At 69.0% G+C, this 14,082-nt stretch carries 15 protein-coding genes; 14 read left to right on the forward strand and 1 reads right to left on the reverse strand.

Annotated features, from left to right (window positions below; translation table 11 throughout):
• The first annotated feature begins 28 nt into the window (after positions 1 to 28).
• From C5C17_RS00965 to C5C17_RS01020, 12 genes are all read left to right on the forward strand, one after another.
• A complete protein-coding gene (locus C5C17_RS00965) occupies positions 29 to 1,651 on the forward strand; it encodes an ATP-binding protein (protein WP_104251508.1) in 1,623 nt (540 codons plus the stop codon).
• Positions 1,648 to 2,073, forward strand: coding sequence for a hypothetical protein (locus C5C17_RS00970; RefSeq protein WP_104251509.1), 426 nt, complete (start codon positions 1,648 to 1,650; stop codon positions 2,071 to 2,073). The genes C5C17_RS00965 and C5C17_RS00970 overlap by 4 nt, the downstream gene beginning before the upstream one ends.
• 125 nt (positions 2,074 to 2,198) lie before the next feature.
• Positions 2,199 to 2,762: a MarR family winged helix-turn-helix transcriptional regulator gene (locus tag C5C17_RS00975; RefSeq protein WP_104251510.1), complete on the forward strand. Its 564-nt coding sequence runs from the start codon at positions 2,199 to 2,201 to the stop codon at positions 2,760 to 2,762.
• Positions 2,763 to 2,839: 77 nt separating this feature from the next.
• On the forward strand, positions 2,840 to 3,025 hold the full coding sequence (locus C5C17_RS00980; RefSeq protein WP_104251511.1) for a hypothetical protein: 186 nt from the start codon (positions 2,840 to 2,842) through the stop codon (positions 3,023 to 3,025).
• 131 nt (positions 3,026 to 3,156) lie between these two features.
• Entirely contained in the window at positions 3,157 to 3,600 is a 444-nt protein-coding gene (locus C5C17_RS00985) for a PaaI family thioesterase (protein ID WP_104251512.1), read from the forward strand.
• A gap of 92 nt (positions 3,601 to 3,692) precedes the next feature.
• Positions 3,693 to 4,130, forward strand: coding sequence for a DUF3151 domain-containing protein (locus C5C17_RS00990; RefSeq protein ID WP_104251513.1), 438 nt, complete (start codon positions 3,693 to 3,695; stop codon positions 4,128 to 4,130).
• A gap of 146 nt (positions 4,131 to 4,276) precedes the next feature.
• Positions 4,277 to 5,563 (forward strand): adenylosuccinate synthase, encoded by a 1,287-nt coding sequence (locus C5C17_RS00995; RefSeq protein WP_104251514.1) that lies wholly within the window; start codon positions 4,277 to 4,279, stop codon positions 5,561 to 5,563.
• Between the two features lie 181 nt (positions 5,564 to 5,744).
• On the forward strand, positions 5,745 to 6,497 hold the full coding sequence (locus C5C17_RS01000; protein ID WP_104251757.1) for an alpha/beta fold hydrolase: 753 nt from the start codon (positions 5,745 to 5,747) through the stop codon (positions 6,495 to 6,497).
• A gap of 77 nt (positions 6,498 to 6,574) precedes the next feature.
• Complete coding sequence (locus C5C17_RS01005; RefSeq protein WP_104251515.1) at positions 6,575 to 6,982, forward strand: DoxX family protein; 408 nt, start codon at positions 6,575 to 6,577, stop codon at positions 6,980 to 6,982.
• A 48-nt stretch (positions 6,983 to 7,030) separates the two neighbouring features.
• The gene (locus tag C5C17_RS01010) at positions 7,031 to 8,611 is read left to right on the forward strand and encodes a CYTH and CHAD domain-containing protein (protein ID WP_104251516.1); all 1,581 of its coding nucleotides are present in this window, start codon (positions 7,031 to 7,033) and stop codon (positions 8,609 to 8,611) included.
• 41 nt (positions 8,612 to 8,652) lie between these two features.
• Positions 8,653 to 9,447 carry an SDR family NAD(P)-dependent oxidoreductase gene (locus C5C17_RS01015; RefSeq protein ID WP_104251517.1) on the forward strand — a complete coding sequence of 265 codons (795 nt, stop codon included), beginning with the start codon at positions 8,653 to 8,655 and terminating at the stop codon, positions 9,445 to 9,447.
• The gene (locus C5C17_RS01020) at positions 9,444 to 10,007 is read left to right on the forward strand and encodes a pyridoxamine 5'-phosphate oxidase family protein (protein WP_104251518.1); all 564 of its coding nucleotides are present in this window, start codon (positions 9,444 to 9,446) and stop codon (positions 10,005 to 10,007) included. The genes C5C17_RS01015 and C5C17_RS01020 overlap by 4 nt, the downstream gene beginning before the upstream one ends.
• Positions 10,008 to 10,028: 21 nt before the next feature.
• Here C5C17_RS01020 and C5C17_RS01025 read toward each other — a convergent pair whose 3' ends face one another.
• The gene (locus tag C5C17_RS01025) at positions 10,029 to 11,216 is read right to left on the reverse strand and encodes an ROK family protein (protein ID WP_104251519.1); all 1,188 of its coding nucleotides are present in this window, start codon (positions 11,214 to 11,216) and stop codon (positions 10,029 to 10,031) included.
• Between the two features lie 181 nt (positions 11,217 to 11,397).
• Between C5C17_RS01025 and C5C17_RS01030 the strand changes: the two genes are divergently transcribed.
• Both C5C17_RS01030 and C5C17_RS01035 read left to right on the forward strand, forming a co-directional pair.
• Entirely contained in the window at positions 11,398 to 12,927 is a 1,530-nt protein-coding gene (locus C5C17_RS01030; protein ID WP_104251520.1) for a sugar ABC transporter ATP-binding protein, read from the forward strand.
• Complete coding sequence (locus C5C17_RS01035) at positions 12,924 to 14,018, forward strand: ABC transporter permease (RefSeq protein WP_104251521.1); 1,095 nt, start codon at positions 12,924 to 12,926, stop codon at positions 14,016 to 14,018. Before C5C17_RS01030 ends, C5C17_RS01035 begins: the two co-directional genes overlap by 4 nt.
• Positions 14,019 to 14,082: the final 64 nt, after the last annotated feature.

Below are 14,082 nucleotides of genomic sequence, written 5' to 3' on the forward strand. Positions count from 1 at the left end.
GGGACACGCCCGCCGGCGAGGGGATGGCATGAGCGAGACGCAGGTCGCCGACGAGCAGTTCTACCGTTCCTTCAAGCGGTTCCTCGAGCATGTCAACGAGACGCCGCCAGACGCGAGGGCGCAGCGCACGCCGTTCGGCGAGGAGCTGAGCGACTTCCTCGGCGCGGACGCCGAAGCGCTCCCCGTGGTTGTCGAGGAGTTCGCGAGCTACCGCATCGTCGACGCCGACATCGCCCTCGAGGAGCTCGCCGGCCGCGCGGAATCGCGCCTCGTCGGAGTCGCGGGCGGCTCAGCCCACGCGCACGCCGGACTCGCCGAGCTCATCTCGAGTCCCCACATGCCATTCAAGACCGGGCCGGCCGAGTTCGCCGAGAAGGCGACCGGGCCGAACACCACAAGGCAGGTCGTGAGCTTCGGCGCGCGGCTCCTCTCCTACCGAGGGGAGCGAGTCGTGATCATGCAGCGCGCAGCCCGACCCGACATGGGGCGTCCCCAGAGCCAGCTCGAGGTGCTCACGTCCGCGCCGCCGTCGCTCGTCTCCGAGCTTCTCGGCGAGGTGCGCTCGCTCATGGTGGAGCGCAGCGTTCTCCGCGGGAAGGTGCTGGCGTTCGAGAGCAGCGACTACCGGATGGATGCGGGCGCGTCGTTCCTGGAGCGGCCGAACGTCGCAGAGGGCGACGTCATCCTGCCGTTCGGCGTGCTCGAGTCCGTCGTCGCGCACGTCATCGAGATCGGACGCCAGCGCGAGGTCCTGCTCGCCGCTGGCCAGCACCTGAAGCGCGGCATCCTGCTGTACGGCCCGCCCGGAACCGGCAAGACGCTCACCGTGAGGCACCTCCTCAGCCGGACGGAGGGCGTCACCGCCGTGCTGCTGACGGGGTCGAGCATCCAGCACATCGGCGCGGCTGCGGAGCTGGCCCGCACCCTGCAGCCGTCGATCGTCGTGCTCGAGGACATCGACCTGGTCGCCATGGAACGCCACGCCTCGCCGCAGCCGCTGCTGTTCGAAGTGCTCGACGCGCTCGACGGCCTAGATGGCGACGCCGACGTCGCGTTCATCATGACGACGAACCGCGTGCAGGTGCTCGAGCGTGCCCTCGTCTCCCGGCCCGGTCGCGTCGACCTCGCCGTCGAGATCGCGCTGCCCGGTGAGCCGGAGCGCTTCCGCCTGCTCGAGAAGTACGCGTCCGGGCTGCCGTTCAGCGAGACGGCGCTGGCTGAGGCGGCGCGGCGGGCCGAGCAGACCACCGGCTCGTTCTCCAGGGAGCTCGTCCGGCGAGCAGTGCTCACCGCGGCGAGGAACGGTCTCCAGGTCGACGACGACATCCTGCTTCACGAACTCGATGAGCTCATGTCGGCGCAGTCCGCCCTCACGCGTCGGCTCCTCGGCGACGGCAGCGAGCCTGACGAGAGCGGCGACCGCAGTGACGACGAAGGTGGGATGCCGGGCGCGGCCGTGCAGGCGCGGGCGGCCCTGTTCGAGGGCACGGGGCCGGCCCGATACTCGACGTCGTACGTTCCGCTCGGCGTCCATTCCGACTTCGGCTGGACCGCCGGCGTTCCCGCTTCGGGCGACGTCGACCCGCCAGGAGCGACGAGCATGCCATCGGAGTCGGAGCAGCCCGACCAGCAACGGCCGGACGGCGCATGAACGCGGTGGCGGCCAGCGGGAGATCTGTCGGGGTCGTGTGCCTCGGCGTTGGCGCCCTGCTCGCGATGAGCGGATGCTCGATCCTCATCCCACAGTACGGGCTCACGATCAGGCAGGCGGTCGTCGACGCGCAGTACTCGGGCCCGGACTACGCGAGCAATCCCGTGGAGGTCACGGAGTCGGCCTGCGGGGACGAGGTCGACTGCGTCGAAGCCTGGTCCACGGATCAGGCCGACTACTACCGCTTCGCGACCCGTGACCGGGCGACCGAGTTCGCGGAGGGGCTCTCCGACGGAGCGCAGTCGCACTTCATCGTCATGGACTTCACCGGCAAGACGGGCATCGACCGCGTCGACCAGGAGGCGGCGTCGTGCCAGTTGCGCGGGGCCAACTTCGATCATGAGGGCCCATGCATCGACTGACGGTGGTGCCCCACGAGAACAGCGATGTTCGGGTCAAGCGCTGTTTTGTTCCCGGTCACGCATCCGTCTTTGCTAGTTTGATGAACTAGCTTCCTGGCGTTCGGTGCGCCAGCACGAGGAGGATCATGGCGCAGAAGCCGGCCGAGGACTCGTCCGGATACTGGTACCCGACGGGAGGGCAGCACGCGACGTCGGTCGACGTGCTAAACCTTCTTCGCGAATACCGTGAGGCTGAGGCGAAGATGCGTGCGCGCACACGCTCGTCGATGCGCATGAACGAAAACGACCTCCTGGCTCTGCGTTTCCTGCTCCAGCAGCAGCGCCACGGCAAGGTCGTGGTGCAGAAGGACCTGGGGGAGCGCCTCAACATCTCCTCGGCGTCGGTGACCGGTCTCGTGGACCGACTCGTGAAGAGCGGGCACGTCGAGCGTCGCCCGCACCCCACGGACCGTCGTGCGTCGATCATCGCTCCCACGGTCGAGTCGGATCGGGAGGTCCGCGAGACCCTGGGGGTCATGCATCAGCGGATGATCGCGGTCGTCGATTCCCTCAGTACCGAGGAACTCGACGGGGTTGCCAAGTTCCTCTCGGGCATGGTCGGCTCGGTGGAAGCGCCCGCCCCTCACGATGCGCAGAAGGCTGGCGGCGTGACGGATACGGAACCCGTCAAGGTGGTGCATCGCTCCTAGTCTCCTCGCGGCATACTCGTCGCGCGGGCCGGAGTCAACACCTGGGTACGGATTATTTAGTTAAATAAGCTACATACATGCTCGGACAACGACGAAGGCTCAACCGCACCGCAGTAGCCGACGCTCGACGACGCGCCGAGGACCGCTACTGGGATGTCTACCAGCGCACCGTGATGCCAGGTGAGCTTCTCGCTCTCTGCTTCGTCGGCGCCACGATCTCGATCGGCGTTGCCGTGTCCTTCTTCGCCTTCATGCCCTGGTAGCCGCGCTCAGGACCGTCGCGAGTGCGCACCCGACCGCTTGGATGTTCGCCACAACTGGCTGGTTCGACTGAAGGATCGGTGCGAGGCTCCCTCTGTGCATCCGCCTGGGTGCGGTGGCGCAAAGGAGCGACATGACCGACCCGAGAACGTTGACAGGACTCGAGCAGCTGCAGGCGCACCTCGCCAGCGGTGCGGAGATCGCCCCCATCGCTCAGCACTTCGGCATGACCGTCGTGAGCTTCGCCAAGGGCGAGGTCGTCTTCGAGGGGCTGCCTGACCGGACGCACTACAACCCGATCGGGACCGTGCACGGAGGCTTCGCCGCCACCCTGCTCGACTCGGCCTGCGGCACAGCTGTCCACACGACTCTCCGACCAGGCCAGGCCTACACGTCGCTCGAGATCAAGGTCAGCTTCCTCCGGCCCATGACGGCCGAGACCGGCCCCGTCCGCGTCCGCGGTCGGGTCGTGAAGTCCGGAGCACGCGCGGCGTTCGTCGAGGCGGAGCTCCGAGACTCGTCGGACGTGCTCCTCGCGACCGCGACAAGCACCTGCGCGATCTTCCCGGTGGGCTGAGGCGTGGCGATCCACGGGGCGAATGAAGGGTGCTCTCCACAGCAATCCGCCCCGACCGCGCTCCGAAACATCCGCAGGATAGAATCGGGTCCGTGACCGGAACGAATCTCCTCGGCATCCCCGAGACACGCCTCGCTGCTGAGCCAGAGGTCGTCGACGACCTCTCGAACCTGCCTCACGACCAGGCCGCGCTCGCGGCCATCGTCGAGAAGCACCCGGCCTCATCGCTGGCATGGGCGACGCTGGCCGATGCGGCGCACGCCGACGGCAACACCATCGGCTCGTACGCGTATGCACGGGTCGGCTACCACCGCGGCCTCGACGCCCTCCGAAAGGCCGGCTGGCGTGGGCAGGGCCCCGTGCCGTGGTCGCATGAGCCCAACCGGGGAGTCCTCCGCGCGTTCTACGCCCTCAGACGAAGCGCCGCAGAGATCGGCGAGGAAGGCGAGCCAGAGCGGCTCGCCGACCTGCTGCATGACGCCGACCCTCAGGCGATCACCGAGATCGAGCGGATGCACGCCGCCAGCTAGGCGCCCGCCGGTGTGACGGCTCGAGTCACGGCAACACCAGCAGGGAACAGGGCGGGGCCGTCGAGCCGGTCATCCTGACCGCGCGGCTCACGCCACGCACACGACAGGCGCGAGCTGCGCCGATCCGACAGAGAACAGGGGCACACATGCCAGGCGTAGCGATTATCGGCGGCCAGTGGGGCGACGAGGGCAAGGGCAAGGCGACCGACCTCCTCGGCGACCGCATCGACTACGTCGTGAAGTTCAACGGCGGCAACAACGCCGGCCACACGGTCGTGATCGGCAACGAGAAGTACGCGCTGCACCTGCTGCCCTCTGGCATCCTCACGCCAGGCGTGACCCCGGTCATCGGTAACGGCGTCGTCATCGACCTCGACGTGCTCTTCCACGAGATCGACCACCTCGAAGCACGAGGTGTCGACACCTCGAAGCTGCGAGTCTCCGCGAACGCCCACCTCATCACGGGGTACCACACAACCCTCGACAAGGTCACCGAGCGGTTCCTCGGCAAGCGCCAGATCGGCACGACCGGCCGCGGCATCGGCCCGGCCTACGCCGACAAGATCAACCGCATCGGCATCCGCGTGCAGGACCTCTTCGACGAGAACATCCTCCGCCAGAAGGTCGAAGCCGCGCTCTTCGGCAAGAACCACCTCCTCGTCAAGGTCTACAACCGCCGCGCGATCACGGTCAACGAGATCGTGGACGCGCTCCTCGTCCACGCCGAGCGCCTCCGCCCCATGGTCGGCGACACATCGCTCGAGCTGTACGACGCCCTCAACGCGGGTCGCAACGTGGTCTTCGAGGGTGGCCAGGCCACGATGCTCGACGTCGACCACGGCACGTACCCGTACGTGACGTCGTCCTCGTCGACCGCGGGAGGCGCGTCCACGGGCGCAGGCGTCGGCCCGACCCAGATCAACCGCATCATCGGCATCGTCAAGGCGTACATCACGCGCGTCGGCGCTGGCCCCTTCCCGACCGAGCTCTTCGACGAGTGGGGCGAGCTGCTCCGCACGCGCGGTGGCGAATTCGGCACCACCACGGGCCGCCCGCGCCGGACCGGCTGGTACGACGTGCCCGTCGCCCGCTACACGGCACGCATCAACGGCGTCACCGACCTCGTGATGACGAAGCTCGACGTGCTCAGCGGCATCGAGCGCATCCCCGTCTGCGTCGCCTACGACGTCGACGGTGTCCGCTTCGACGAGATGCCCGTCTCGCAGTCGGACATCCACCACGCGAAGCCCATCTACGAGTACTTCGACGGCTGGACCGAAGACCTCTCCGGCTGCCGCACCTTCGACGAGCTGCCCGAGAACGCTCAGCTGTACGTGCACGCGCTCGAGCGTCTCTCCGGCGCCCGCATCTCCGCCATCGGCGTCGGCCCGAAGCGCGACGAGATCATCCAGATCCACGACCTCATCGATTGACCTCAGCTGGCAGCACTGAGCCCGGACGGACCCCAAACTGAGGGGAGCGTCCGGGCTCGGTGCGTGGGCGGCGGTTCGCAGCTTTTCGCAGGCGCACGAGCGGGCCCTCTCGGCCTGAGACAATCGATGCGTGAATGACGTTCCAGCCGCCCTGACTGTGCTTCCCGACCCCCAGTTCGTGATGGTCGGCGACGGCCACCGCATCGCCACCTACACGTGGGGTGAAACGGATGCGCCGACCGTGATCGTCGTCCACGGCTTCGCATCCAGCACGAAGGACAACTGGGTGGCGACGGGCTGGGTCCGAGACCTGCTGCGCGCCGGCTACCGGGTGCTCGGCCTCGACCAGCGCGGGCACGGGCAGAGCGACAAGCCACACGAGGGTCGCGACTACGACATCCGCACGCTCGCCTCCGACGTCGAAGCCGTGCTCGACGCCTACCTCGTCGACACCGCCCTGTACGTCGGCTACTCGCTCGGTGCCCGCGTCGGCTGGGAGGTCGCCCAGGATTTCGCCGACCGCATCCCGCGGGTCGTCCTCGGCGGGGTCCCCGATGGCGTTCCGCTCGGTCGCCTCGACATCGGCCAGGTGCGCGAGCTGATCGACAACGGCACCCCCGTGCAGGACCCGGTGACGCAGAACTACCTCGCCCTGACGGAGCGGGTCGGTGGCAACGACCTCCGTGCGCTGCTCGCGATCGCCGAGGGAATGCGCGCCTCCGGCAAAGCCGACCCGGACCTCGGCCGCGTCCCGCAGCAGCCGGTCCTGTTCGCGACCGGGTCGCTCGACGGGATCATCGAAGGCTCGAAGGCGCTCTCCGCCGCGACGCCGCAGGCTCGCTTCTTCGAGATCCCCGAGCGTCACCACTTCAACGCACCCGGCTCGCGTGACTTCCGGGCGGCTGCCCTCGCCTTCCTCGCAGAAGCGGACTGACCGCCCTCCGCGGAACGTAGCTGACGGCGTCGCACGACGTCTGGATGCCTCTCGGCCGCGACGGGCAGGATGCGGACATGTCGCCCACGTCACTCAAGCGTCGCACCGCCAAGCCCGACGGGTCGATCCCGTGGATCGTCGTCCTGCCGTTTGCCGTCTCCGGTGTCATCCATCTCGCGAGGCCTCGGGTCTTCGAGCCGATCATCCCCAAGCCGCTTCGAGCACGCGGACGCGAGCTCGTCGTCGCGTCGGGGGTCGCCGAGCTCGCCTGCGCCGCCGGACTCCTGCATCCTTCGACGCGACCCCTCGCCGGGCTCTCGAGCGCGGCCGTGCTGCTCGCGGTCTGGCCAGCGAACGCGCAGATGAGCGTCGACCTCGGGCGTCGTGCGCTCCGGAAGAGGGATGCGCGGTCCGTCGCCGCGTTCGTCCTGTCCATCGCGCGCCTCCCGCTGCAGGTTCCGCTGATCAAGGCCGCGCTGCGCTGACGCGCTCGAGTCCGACTCATCGCAAGTTGGGCGCGCTAGCCTTTTCAGATGAGCATCGAAGCGCAGAGCGAGCGGGTCAGAACGCCCTCCGAGCAGCGGGAGATCGAGCGGAAGTACGACATCCCCGAGGGGGCTGGCGAACCTGAGCTCTCGAAGCTCGGCGCTGGTCTCCGCGCCGGCCGGGCCACTACCGAGACGCTCGTCGCCGAGTACGTCGACACCCCCGAGCTCGCCATCCTCGACGCGCGCTGTGTGCTGCGGCGCCGGACCGGCGGGGACGACGAGGGCTGGCATCTGAAGCGACCACGCAGCGGAGACGAGCGCATCGAGGTCCACGCACCCGTCGGCGCCCCGCGGCGCATCCCACCTGAGCTCCGCGTCGAGTTCGCTGAGCTCATCGGCGAGCGCCCCGTGCTGCCACTTGTCGAGCTGACGACGATTCGCACGACCACCGAGGTGCTCGGCGGCGGCGCGTGGTCCGCCGGAGGCGCCCGAGCTGACGACGACGCGCTTGCCGCCCTCATCTGCGAGGACGTCGTGCGTGCCCGAGTCCTTCGCATCGGCGATGAGCGGACGCTGGAGTGGCGGGAGTTCGAGGTCGAGCTGGCCGATGGCGCCTCGACCCGGGTCTTCGACGAGATCGAGGCGGTGCTCTTCGATGCCGGGCTGACGCCGTCCGTGCACTTGTCGAAGCTCGTGCGCACGCTCGACGGAGTCGAGGCCGCGCAGGCACCGACGGGGCAGGCGACGGCGGGGGAGGCCGTGGTCTTCGCGATCGCGGCGCGTTTCGGGGAGTTCCAGGCCCACGAGGACGGTGGGCGGCGAGATGCCCCGGATGCGGTCCACCAGGCGCGGGTCGCGTTGCGTCGGCTGCGCAGCCTGCTGAAGGTCTTCGGTTCGCTCTTCGAGGCTGACGAGGTCAAGCTCCTTGCCGCCGAGCTGAAATGGGCTGGCGGAGTTCTCGGAGCTCCCCGCGACGCCGAGGTGCTTCGTGAGCTGGTCCTGGCGGAGCTCGACGCGGACGATGAGCTCGACGCGGGGCCCGAGGCCGTCCAGCGCGTTCGAACTCGAATCGAGCAGGTGCTCGAGGAGCGCCACGCCGCCGCCCTCGCGTCGTTCGGGGCCGAGGTCGACTCGGACCGCTGGGATTCCCTCCACGATCGTCTGGTCTCGTTCATCACGGCTCCGCCGTTCACGGACGACGCCGATCGACGCGCCCTCGGCGCGATGCGGCGGTTGACCCGCACGGCGATCGTCACGGTCGAGCAGCGTGCGGAGCGGGCGCGGAAGAAGCCGAGGAAGCTCGAGCGGTGGCATGACGTCCGCAAGGCGGCGAAGTCGGTTCGCTACGGGTACGAGGCCATCGACGAGCTCCCGGATGCGAAGGCGAAGAAGCAGCGCAAGGAGTGGAAGCGCCTCGCGCAGGCGTTCGGCGAGCTCCAGGATGCCGCGATGCTCGACGCGGAGCTCGCCGTCATCATCCAGAACCTCGACGCCGATCACGAACGTGAGCACGGTGGCACCGGCGCGGAAACGGTCGCCGTCCTCGAGGAGGTGCGCGAGCGCGTCCGGCGTCGCCGGGGCGAGGACCTCGACACCGCTCGCGACGCGCTCGACAACGTGACCTGAGCTGCACGACACGGTCAGGCGGTGGTGCCAGGATCGCTGCCATGAACATCGATCTGTCGAATCGCACAGCCCTCGTCACCGGCTCAACGCAGGGCATCGGACTGGCGATAGCCGCGGATCTCGCCGCGGCCGGCGCCACCGTCGTCGTGAACGGGCGCGGTGCGGACAGGGTGGCGGCTGCGGCCGCCGAGCTTCGGGGGCGCCTGCCGGACGCGACCATCGAGGGGGTGGCCGCGGACCTCGCGACGGCGGAAGGCGCGTCCACCGTCAGGGCGGCGTTTCCCGACATCGACATCCTCGTCAACAATCTGGGCGTCTTCGGCAGCACGCCGGCCCTGGAGATCAGCGATGACGAATGGCGTCGCTCCTTCGAGGTGAACGTGCTGTCGGCGGCGCGCCTCATGCGCGAGTACCTGCCGGGCATGACCGCTCGTGGCTGGGGTCGGGTCATCTCCATCGCGAGCGATTCGGCGGTGGTGATTCCCGAGGAGATGATCCACTACGGCATGAGCAAGACCGCGCTGCTGGCGGTGTCGCGCGGGTACGCGAAGGCGGTGAAGGGCACCGGCGTGACGGTCAACGCCGTCATCGCCGGACCCACGCACACGGGGGGAGTCGAGGGCTTCGTCGCCGAGATGGTCGGGGATGAGCTCCCCTGGGATGAGGCGCAGCGTGAGTTCATGCGTCGTCACCGTCCGCAGTCGCTGCTGGAGCGCCTCATCGAGCCTGAGGAGATCGCGCATCTGGTCACCTACCTGGCCTCGCCGTTCGCGTCGGCGACGACGGGCGGGGCGTTGCGCGCCGATGGCGGCTACGTGGATTCGATCCTTCCGTGAGCGTCGACATCGGGGAGCTCGAGGCCCTGTGGGGTGCTCTCGAGGCTGCGACCGAGACGCGGACCCCGTTCACACTCGGCTACCTCGGCACGGTCGGGGCGGCGGGGGAGCCCCGTGTCCGTGCCGTGATCCTGCGCGAGGTCGATGGGCGGGTGGGCACGGTGGCGTTCGCGACGGACGCGCGCACCGCGAAGGTGCAGGAGCTGGCGAGGGATCCGCGAGTCGCCATCACCTTCTACGACCCCGATCGCGATGTGCAGCTCCGTCTCGAGGGGACCGGCGAGATCGTCCGAGATGCGGACACGCGGCGTGCGGCCTGGGACGGGCTCGGGGAGGGGTCGAAGCGGCTGTACGACAGGTCGCAGGCGCCTGCCACGTCTCTCGCCGAGGTCGTCTCCGACGGCCTGGGTGCGGGCGAGGATGCCGCGTTCGAGCGTTTCGCTTGGATCCGCATCACGGTTGACACCCTCGACGCCATCGACCTGTCCGGCGTCGAGCACGCGCGCTGCCTGCACTCGCGGCGCTCGGGCCACTGGGCCAGCGCACGGCTTGTTCCCTAGCAGGCGCGACGAGTCGGGACGCTAGGCGAGCGCGGCGTCGATGGCCTCCGCCGAGAGCACGTGGTCGATGGCGAGGGCACTGGCCCCCAGGATGGCGGCCTCGCCTCTGGCGCGGGATGCGACGACTCGCAGGTGCTGCGTGGCGAGCGGGAGCGAGCGCGAGTAGACGACCTCGCGGATGCCCGCCATGAGCTGCTCACCGGCTTCGGCGATGCTGCCGCCGATGACGATCATGGACGGGTTGAGCATGCTGACGCAGGCCGCGAGGACCGTGCCGACGTCGCGACCGGCCTGACGCAGCGCGCGCGCCGCGTCGAGGTCGCCCGAGCGAACGAGCGCCACGATCTGGGCACTGCCGGACACCTCGACGCCCTCCTTGCGAAGCCGGCGGGCGATGGCGTCGCTGCCGGCGACCGCCTCGAGGCAGCCGAGGTTGCCGCACCGGCAGGGGGTGTCCTCTGCTCCTGGCACCGCGATGTGGCCGATGTCACCCGCGGCTCCTCTCGCTCCGCGTCGGAGGGAGCCGTCGGCGATGATGCCGGATCCGATGCCGGTCGCGACCTTCACGAAGAGCAGGTCGGAGACGTCCGGCCACTCGCTGCGGTGCTCGCCGAGGGCCATGATGTTGACGTCGTTGTCGACGAGCACGGGCGCGTCGAAGTGGGCGCCGAGGCGTCCCGCGACGTCGGCGTCGTCCCACCCGGGCATGATGGGCGGGTTGATGGGGCGACCCGAGCTGAACTCCACTGGCCCGGGGAGGCCGACGCCGACGCTCACGAGCTCACGTCGCCCACGCCCGGAAGCGGCGAGCATCTCGTCACCCTTCTCGCAGACCCAAGCGAGCACCTTGTCCGGACCGAGGTCGATGGGCAGCTTGTCCTCCGAGTCGGCGATGATGTTCGAGGCCAGGTCGGTGAGCGCCATGCGCGCGTGGGTGGCGCCGAGGTCGATGGCGAGGACAACCCTGCTCTCGGGGGAGAAGGCGAAGACCGCAGGCGGCCTGCCGCCTGTCGAGTGCGCCTCGCCGACTGTCACGATGAGGCCCGCCGTCATGAGCATGTCGATGCGAGTGGCAACCGTGGAACGGGCTTGTCCGGTGACGGATGCGAGCTCCGCGCGTGTGCGCGGTGCCCCGTCCCGCAGCATCTGGAAGAGCTCCCCAGGTCCTGGCTGGCGCGACACCGGCTTTGGCAGCTGCTCGATGACCATCGGCGTCTCCCTTCTCGAGTCGGCGGTCGGTGGTCGGCGGGAACCGAACCGACTTCGCCACGTTACCCCGCGGCGAGTCGACGGCGACTGCGACGCTTCTGTGTGGCGGCGTATCTCAATTGTGCAACAGACATGAGACTTTTGCTTGACCGTCGACAAAAGTGCGCGTAGCTTTCGACACATGGTCAACGAAGACCCCAACTCGGGTCCATCCCCCCTGCTGCAGATGCGCGGCATCGTCAAGCAGTTTCCCGGTGCCCGGGCGCTCGACGGTGTCGACCTCGACGTGCTTCCCGGCGAAGTGCACTGCCTCCTCGGCCAGAACGGCGCGGGCAAGTCGACGCTCATCAAGGTGCTCGCCGGCGCCCACCAGCCCACCGAGGGGCAGCTGCTCCTCGACGGCGAGCCCATCACCATCCCGAACCCCGTCGCGGCCCTCGGTCTCGGCATCGCGACGATGTACCAGGAACTCGACGTCGTCGACGGCCTGACGGTCGCGGAGAACGTCTACCTCGGGCACGAGCTCGACACGGCTGGCGTCTCGAGGCGGGCCGAGGCCAAGCAGCGGACGAAGGAGATCCTGGCGCGCCTCGGCCACTCGGAGATCTCACCGTCGACCGAGGTCGGCGAGCTGTCCGCCGCCGGGAAGCAGATCGTCTCCATGGCCCGGGCGCTCTCGCACGACGCGCGCATCATCGTCATGGACGAGCCTTCCGCGGTCCTCGACTCCGAGGAGGTCGCGAACCTCTTCCGAGTCGTCGAGGAGCTCACGAAGGCGGGCGTCGCGATCATCTACATCTCGCACCGTCTGGAGGAGATCCGCACGATCGGCGACCGCATCACGGTGCTCAAGGACGGCCGCACGGTTGCGCAGAACCTTCCGGTCAGCGAGACGCCGACCTCCGAGCTCATCACCCTCATGACCGGCCGGAAGGTCGAGTACCTGTTCCCGGAGTCGCCTGAGCTGCCGGCGGATGCCCCCGTGCTGCTCGACGTGCGGGACCTCGCACTCGCAGACACGTTCTCGGACGTCTCCTTCACGGTGTCGGCCGGCGAGATCGTGGGCTTCGCGGGGCTCGTCGGGGCCGGCCGCAGCGAGATCATGGAGACCATCTACGGGGCTCGCAAAGCGACAGGCGGCACGGTCACGGTGGAGGGGAAGACCCTCAAGCCGGGCTCCGTCACCGCCGCGGTGAACGCGGGCATCGGCCTCGCGCCCGAAGAGCGCAAGAGCCAGGGGCTCCTGCTCGACGAGCCCGTCTACCGCAACATCACCCTCTCGACCTTCCAGCGCTTCGCCTCGTTCTCGTGGCTGAAGGAGAGCGACGAGCGCCGGGCGGCGAAGGAGCAGGCCGAATACCTCGACCTGCGACCCGCGGGCGTCGAACGCGACATTCGCACGCTGTCCGGCGGCAACCAGCAGAAGGCGATGCTCGCCCGCTGGCTCGTGCACGGCTGCCGCGTGCTGCTGCTCGACGAGCCCACGCGAGGCGTCGACGTGGGAGCCAGGGCTGAGATCTACGCCCTCATCCGCAAGCTCGCCGACGAAGGGGCGGCCGTTGTCGTCGTCTCCAGCGAGATCCCGGAAGTCCTCGGCCTCGCCGACCGGGTGCTCGTCGTCTCCGAAGGACAGGTCGTCCACCAGGGCCCAGCATCCGCTCTCGATGAGCACGCAGTACTCGACATGGTTATGGAAAGCAGCGCAGCATGAGCACTCAGACTCCCCAGTCCTCTGCCCCGAACGGCGGCTCCCCGTACGACGACGCAGCGATCACTGCCCCGGCCGCCGACGAGAGTCTCCGCGTCGAGCACGAGGTCGCGAGCGACAACGCCAAGCGCGGCGGCTTCTTCCGCGGCAGCTCGGCCCGCAACTTCGGACTCATCCTGGCACTCGTCGTGCTCTGCATCGCGGGCACGGTCTCGGCGGGGGAGCGCTTCGCGAGCGTCGACAACCTCATGGTCGTGCTGAGCCAGGCCTCCATCATCGGCGTCCTCTCCATCGGCATGACCTTCGTCATCACGGCAGGCGGCATCGACCTGTCGGTGGGCTCGGTGCTCGGACTCGCATCGGTGTGGGCGACGACGCTCTCCACGCAGGCCTACGCAGAAGCCTGGGGATGGTGGGTCATCGTGCTCACCTCGCTGCTCGTCGGCCTCGGCGCCGGCGTCGTCAACGGCGTCCTCATCGCCTACGGCAAGGTCGTCGCGTTCATCGCCACGCTCGCCATGATGGTCGCCGCCCGCGGGTTCGCGGAGCTCATCGCCGGCCGCCGCACGCAGATCGTCAACGTCGACTCGTTCCTCGAGACGTTCCGCGGCGACCTCCTCGGGATCCCCGTCATCGTGTGGATCTTCGTGCTCGTCGCCATCGGCGGATGGTTCCTCCTGAACCGCACCACCTTCGGCCGCCGGACGGTCGCGGTGGGCGGCAACCCCGAGGCTGCGCGCCTCGCCGGCATCAAGGTGAAGCGACACACGATGTACCTCTACGCGCTGGTCGGCCTCACTGCCGGCATCGCGTCGATCATGATGCTCGCCCGCACGACGGCGGGCTCCTCCACCAACGGCATGCTCTACGAGCTGGACGCGATCGCGGCGGTCGTCGTCGGCGGCACCCTCCTCGTCGGCGGCCGCGGCACGATCGTCGGCACCGTCCTCGGCGTCCTCATCTTCGCCACCCTCACGAACATCTTCATCCAGGCGAACCTTGACAGCTCAGTCCAGGCCATCGCCAAGGGCGCGATCATCGTGATCGCGGTCCTGCTCCAGCAGCGCTTCTCGTCGCGGGCCAAGACGTCCTAGCCTGCGCGGCGGGCGCGAGCCCTGCATCCCGAATGCCACCGAACCTCACCAGACCCAATCCCCA

Source organism: Pseudoclavibacter sp. RFBA6 (genome assembly GCF_002931575.1).
GTDB classification, from domain to species: Bacteria; Actinomycetota; Actinomycetes; order Actinomycetales; family Microbacteriaceae; genus Pseudoclavibacter; species Pseudoclavibacter terrae.